Origin of the sequence: Prosthecochloris sp. (genome assembly GCA_015482705.2) — a bacterium.
GTDB lineage: Bacteria > Bacteroidota > Chlorobiia > Chlorobiales > Chlorobiaceae > Prosthecochloris.
Genome location: JADMLA020000016.1, coordinates 21,746 through 27,745, shown reverse-complemented (window position 1 = coordinate 27,745; position 6,000 = coordinate 21,746). Strand labels below are relative to the sequence as shown.

Below are 6,000 nucleotides of genomic sequence, written 5' to 3'. Positions count from 1 at the left end.
CGGCCTCGGCATAGCCTTCCGCGCGAAACCAATCGTCAAGGAAAGCGCACGGCAGGCAATCTCCACCCTCGGCCTCGACGCCATCCTCTACCTGATGGGCTTCAGAGACCGGGAATCATTAAGGAAGAGAAAGGGGTAGTGACGACGCCCGGCAAGCCAGGCTTAGTGACGAGAGGAGAGTCAGGCCAGTTGGCAGTCCGCAAGCCTGTTCTAATAGCTTGGGGCTTGATAGCTTTAGAATCTCAGAGTGTTATCTTTGTGCTCGACCATCTGTTCCTTTTGGAATCTTGGGGACGTTTATACTGATCTCATCATGTTCAACAACAATAATTCTGAAAGCCCCAAAAATATTTGGCATAACACTCCATAAAGGGAAGTATGGCCTCAGCTCGCCGATATTTCCTATTCTATCCGTCAGGTATTGCTTGAGGTTATCACCTGGAACAACCAGCAGGCTGCCGAGAACCTGACACTGCTGCATTGTCAATAGCAGCTTATTGATAGCTCGATGACTTGATGATATGTTCCCAGTTTCCCACTCAAAAGCAATGACTCCATCAGGTGTAAATTTATAGGCGTCAAGATCACCGGTTCTCAACACGGTTTGTTCAATATCCGGTAGCCCTTCAATAACCCAATTTTTTGATTTCAGGTAATTTATACAGGGAATTTTGATCGGCTTAACACCATTCCCTTGGCCAGATTTTTTCCCTGACTCAGGATAAATGGAAAACGTTCCTGATCCATGCGGCCAGTCTGTTGCTGATATCGCGGAAAGCACTTCTTGCCATGCAGTCATCAAATAGCTATTCGTGCTAAAAAGATTTCCATTGAGTATGTCCACTGATTCCACAACTCTCATAAGTCAACACCATCATGATTTAAAGAAAGTGAAGACTCAACCTTAGAGATCAAAGTACTAGCAGAAATCCCGAGAACTTTTGCGATTTTGAAAATGGTCGTTAGGGATGGTTGTCTGCTGCCCCGTTCAAGTAGGGAAATAAATGTCCGGTCCAGACCTGCTTCTAAAGCAAGAGCTTCCTGTGACAAGCCCTTCTCTTGCCTTATCTTGCGTATAAGATTTCCAAAGGCTTTTTCAGGAGCAGACATTATTTTTTTCGAGAATTCAAAAAAATAATTTACTCTGAATGTTGACTATAGTCTACCGACTATAGTCAACAGAAAACTCATTCATAAATTCTTCGAAGGGGGATAAATCTTGGCTCGTTCAAATGATTTTCTTACAGCGTTAGGTTTGAGCAACTATACACCAGCTAAGTTAAAAGCACTATCGGAAGAATTAAACATTCCGACAAAGCGGCTACTGTATTATGATGAAGAAAACGTTCTCCCCTTGGGAAAGGACCTGGATACAATTCAGGAAAAACGGAATATCTCAGAGATAGAACTGATGATTCAGATGGGGCATTGTGATGATCGGATACTTGCGGCAATCAAGTCAAGGCCTGATATCATTGTTCCACTGATAGAAGAAAAATCTGCTAAAAAACGGAATAAATCTCCAAAAAAAGTTCTGGAAACATCATATGGAGAACTGTATAAATCCGATTGCATTGATCTTCTGCAACAGGTGGAAAGTGACTCTGTTGATTTAATTTTTGCAGATCCACCGTTTAATCTGAACAAACTTTATCCATCAAATATTGACGACAATTTGAAAAAACACCAGTACCTATCCTGGAGCAAAGAATGGATTAAAGAATGTGTCAGAGTATTAAAATTTGGAGGATCATTTTTCTTGTGGAACTTGCCCAAATGGAATTCATCGCTTGCTGAATGCTTAAATACTTACCTCACATTTCGACACTGGGTATCAGTGGATATAAAATACCGGTTGCCAATAAAAGGTCGATTGTACCCGTCTCATTACTCGCTTCTTTATTACATCAAGGGTGATAAACCCACAACCTTTCATCCCGATAGAGTGCCAATGGATGTTTGTCCAAAATGCTTAACTGACCTGAAAGATTACGGCGGCTACAAACATAAAATGAACCCAAAAGGCGTGAACATCTCTGATGTTTGGTTGGATATTCCTCCCGTTCGCCATACAAAGTATAAGCGCCGCGAAGGAGCCAATGAACTTTCCGTAAAACTAGTGGACAGAGTAATCGAAATGGCAAGTAATGAAGGTGATGTGGTTTTAGATCCCTTTGGGGGCTCCGGAACTACATATATAACTGCGGAGCTGAAAAAAAGAAAATGGATTGGATGCGAGATTGGACCCGCAAAAGACATCATAAATCGTTTTGAGAGAATTGAAGAAGAAAAACAAATCTTAAACGATTACAGGTCTAAAACAAATCAGTTATTTACGAACGAAGTAAAGATCAAAAGAAAGAAGGCTGGCCTTTGGACGTGTGACACATTTAACAATCAATCAAGTTCCCAACAATAAAATTCAGCTCCTCCCCAATTGTAGGACAGGTTTTTCGGCTTGAGTGATTGGTTATGCAGCTTTATATAGTTAGCCACCAATTACTCTCCTTGAGACAATAGCCACAAGAAGCCCAAGCATAATATATCCCATTACAACTTCCACGATAACAAGTAGTTTGGCTACCATTGAGACTGGGGTAATATCTCCGAACCCTAAGGTGGTAAATGTCACGAATGAGAAATAGACACTGTTCAATATGCCATGCTGGCTGATGGCACCGGGAATAAGAAAGTATAAAAGACCAAAAAAGAGGATAACGCCAGTTGCCCATCCAAAAAACCGAGTGAATGAACGCCCATAGTCACAAGTGACCCGGAGAAACAGCGCAAACTTTGGGTGAGCACTCTCTAGGCTTGCGATGCGCTGCTGATTAATGGCTAAATCTTGAAGTATTGCTGCGAGCGTGAAATTAATCGCATTGAGGTTCACCCCAACAAAACTAGTCGTATTATCAAACTTAACATTATCAAAACGCGCTTGATCCAGCTCTGCCCAATCAAAAACTGCTCCCTTAATATTCGATTCAGAAAGCCAACTATCTCTGAGATTAGACCGGCGTAGGTGCGCCTTTTCCATATCTGCACCAAAGAGATCCACTTTACTGAGATCAGTATCCTCCATATTTTCACCCTGGAGGGGAATACCTCTGATGTCCGTATGCTGGTAAAACCGACCAATCAAGCTATCCAGTATATCTCTATCAAAGTGGCTGGCCTTCCAATCACGTAGAATTTGCCGGCCCTTTTTTGTATCCCACCTTGCTCTAAGTGCTTCCTTTGAAAAGGAAATAATCTCTTGCAAGCCATCATCTTCCTTTCCAAGGTCAAATCCTGGCCTTATGAATCCGTCTTCTATGGGTGATTCCACGGTATTTTTTAACCCCTCCTCGACAGTATGACTTTCCTAGTTGTATCGCAGGTAATTTAACGTCTGCTAAAGACTTTTTCTCCCCTTCTTTAGCTACATAACTGCCGATTTTTCTCAACTCAGCCGTTGCAGGCGTGCGCTGCGCACGCCTGCAACATTATTTATTATCAGCACTACATCTTTTCTTTTGCTGTTTAATTAAAATACAGCAGAAACACCCTGTATCTGCATTAAACTATATCATTCTATCTATCCAGAGGCAGGTTTTGATGCCTTTTGTCCCCCTTATGCAGCAACTGCATACTTCTTGAAAAGCATTATTCATCAATTTTCAAGACCACTCAGGAGCCATGATGAGTAAGGCCTCTTTAGCTCCTGCACATGGATAGATCGGATAACTGCTCATCAATCGCGTTAAGTTCATATATGCAGATAGCATAAAAGTATCTGATGAATTGCGAGTATACACCCCATATCTCAGGCCATCAGTGACAATTAGGCGATGACATTCTGTTTTTCCTAGAGCATAGCTTTGCGCCTGAGACATCGCTGAAAGACAGGATGCATTCATTTTTTTAGCCTCTACTACTATAGTAAGATGGTTATCATCCCTTGGTAATTTAGAAAACAGCGCAACATCCACTCGATTCCATTCAACTGCCATGCGTTGAGGTGTCCATCCTAAAGCACGAAGTAGAGGTATTACAAGATATGTAACAGTCTCATGTTCAGAAGGCATGCTATTTCTTTGATACCACTTAGCAATTCTTATCAGTTCTCCAATATGTGCCACAAGGTTTGCAATTGAATCACTTGCGACTCCATGATCAAATAAAAATTCCGAAATATCAGGAATAGATATTTCTTTGGAATCTTCTATCGCTGGTAGATCAGGTAATTGAAGGCTATAGTTTTTAGCAGGGATAGTAAGATTCTTCAGCCAGCCTCGGACAACTTTTGAATCCAGACGCTGCGTGGTATCCCCTTGTTTTAATGCATATGTTGCAAATACCATTGGTTGTTTTGGGGACTTCCATAACCACCGGACACGTCTCACGTGCTGTATTTCCCAACCGTCGATATCCCCAAATTCTGGACGCCATTCGTATTTCCCAACGACTTCACCAACAGCAAGAACACTTGACGTTCCCATACGAAGAACAATGATATCACCATCTAAGATCTCTTCAGCAAATCTTCGAAGGTCGGTCAGTTTTTTGGACGAACAGCCATCTTCAATGAGAGCTTTTCGACATTCTGGCCATGGCCCTGCATAAGCAGGTCCATTGAGTATTACCCCCCATTGAAGGCATAAGCCAGAGTAATCTCGATCTGTGTCTCCAGCAGCCTGCTGCCAAATTCCTTTCTTGTCAATATTCATCAGAAATAGTTTTTATATATAAAGGCCCCTCCAAGAAAGGCTCTAAAGATAAAATTCAGAGAAAAACAGAAGGGGACTACCACCCCCGTTGTCACGTTCTATGAAGATTCCGAAAAAAGCTCCTATAACCCTAACTCGCTACGTGAACCAAGACGAACCAGTTCAAAATTTTGGTTGTCACCAAGCCTGACCTATCAGGTGACAGCCTTTTGCCAAAGCTAGGGGTTTGATAGATAGAACGTTAGGTTCACCGGCGAGCTTCAGTAGTGAAAATCCGTGCTTTTCAAAAGCTCAATAATTTGTCGTCAAAAGCTTGTCGGGTTTTCAAATTTTTTGTCAAGAAAGCTACCCTCAATATTATTCACCATTTCAACAAACCGATTGGCGGGGGCTGAAAACATGATCATATCATCTGGTATAAAACGCCGCATCAGGACATCCATCGACCCGATAATACACATTGGCTTATCTTTGAACTTCTGGTCATAGGGAATGGAGAAAGCTGATTGACATCCCGAAGCGTCAGGCATCAGTGTACCGCTTTCTTCCCGGTCATAAGTAGCCAAGGCAGTCAAATTTGCCAGCCCCGTAATATCCGGAAACAGATTGACGACTTCGATTTCCCTGTTGTCATCGATTTTTTCGATTTGTTCAAAGTACAAGAATTTTTCTGGCGGAGTGTGAATCTCTGCTACCCAATCTCGATAATAAGCCCGGGCAAGGGCACGCGTTTTTTTAAAGCGTTCGATTTCAGCAATAAATTTTCCTTTATCGTCCACCGGTGGTGTGAAACCACCAAATTCCTGTATCCCGGGGCAGGCTTTCCCACAGTCTGCTGAGAACTGAATTCTCTTTCCCTTCTTGATGACAACTGCCCAATACATAAACATACAAACCCATCGATCCTTTTTGTAGATAAACGAATTCTCCAGGTTTTCCACAGAAAAATACCAACCTGTTGCGGGATATTGAAACGGTATAACTTCAGACAGCTTTCGGAGACTGTCCTTGACTATTTTCGCTTCCATGAATCTTACCTCCATCACATAACATTACTTCATTCTCTGTACTACAAATATAATTGCTTTGCACCAACAATATGCCGTATAACTCCCGATCAGCATTATTGCTCAATCTTTCCGGAACCTGCAAAGTAACCTTTCCCAAAAGCCCCTGTTTTCAACGGCTCGATGAAACAGTGAAAAGCAAACTGATATATGGAACAAAATTGAGAGGAAAACAAAGAGGTTGCTTCATTCGACCTACATTGAGTCTCTATTCAGTCATCCTC

6 protein-coding genes and 1 pseudogene are annotated in these 6,000 nt (G+C 42.1%); 2 read left to right on the top strand and 5 right to left on the bottom strand.

Annotated elements, in window-relative coordinates:
- Positions 1-139: pseudogene (locus QZ209_RS02820) on the top strand (phosphoserine phosphatase SerB); the annotation flags it as partial.
- 111 nt (positions 140-250) lie between these two features.
- Here the strand turns inward: QZ209_RS02820 and QZ209_RS02815 are convergent.
- Both QZ209_RS02815 and QZ209_RS02810 read right to left on the bottom strand, forming a co-directional pair.
- Complete coding sequence (locus QZ209_RS02815; protein WP_294344509.1) at positions 251-862, bottom strand: hypothetical protein; 612 nt, start codon at positions 860-862, stop codon at positions 251-253.
- Positions 859-1,110 (bottom strand): helix-turn-helix transcriptional regulator, encoded by a 252-nt coding sequence (locus QZ209_RS02810; RefSeq protein ID WP_294344507.1) that lies wholly within the window; start codon positions 1,108-1,110, stop codon positions 859-861. The genes QZ209_RS02815 and QZ209_RS02810 overlap by 4 nt, the downstream gene beginning before the upstream one ends.
- A gap of 109 nt (positions 1,111-1,219) precedes the next feature.
- Here QZ209_RS02810 and QZ209_RS02805 point away from each other — a divergent pair, with 109 nt between their 5' ends.
- A complete protein-coding gene (locus QZ209_RS02805) occupies positions 1,220-2,419 on the top strand; it encodes a site-specific DNA-methyltransferase (protein WP_294344505.1) in 1,200 nt (399 codons plus the stop codon).
- 69 nt (positions 2,420-2,488) lie between these two features.
- Here the strand turns inward: QZ209_RS02805 and QZ209_RS02800 are convergent, their stop codons facing one another.
- From QZ209_RS02800 to QZ209_RS02790, 3 genes are all read right to left on the bottom strand, one after another.
- Complete coding sequence (locus tag QZ209_RS02800) at positions 2,489-3,328, bottom strand: ion channel (protein WP_294344504.1); 840 nt, start codon at positions 3,326-3,328, stop codon at positions 2,489-2,491.
- A 331-nt stretch (positions 3,329-3,659) separates the two neighbouring features.
- Positions 3,660-4,709, bottom strand: a complete 1,050-nt coding sequence (locus tag QZ209_RS02795) for a hypothetical protein (RefSeq protein ID WP_294344502.1) — start codon at positions 4,707-4,709, stop codon at positions 3,660-3,662.
- 305 nt (positions 4,710-5,014) lie between these two features.
- A complete protein-coding gene (locus tag QZ209_RS02790) occupies positions 5,015-5,737 on the bottom strand; it encodes a DUF169 domain-containing protein (protein WP_294344501.1) in 723 nt (240 codons plus the stop codon).
- Positions 5,738-6,000 lie beyond the last annotated feature (263 nt).

Bases quoted from the DNA above. Each gene is read 5' to 3' on its own strand.
- QZ209_RS02815 (WP_294344509.1), bottom strand. From the start codon at position 862: ATGAGAGTTGTGGAATCAGTGGACATACTCAATGGAAATCTTTTTAGC.
- QZ209_RS02795 (WP_294344502.1), bottom strand. From the start codon at position 4,709: ATGAATATTGACAAGAAAGGAATTTGGCAGCAGGCTGCTGGAGACACA.
- QZ209_RS02810 (WP_294344507.1), bottom strand. From the start codon at position 1,110: ATGTCTGCTCCTGAAAAAGCCTTTGGAAATCTTATACGCAAGATAAGG.
- QZ209_RS02790 (WP_294344501.1), bottom strand. From the start codon at position 5,737: ATGGAAGCGAAAATAGTCAAGGACAGTCTCCGAAAGCTGTCTGAAGTT.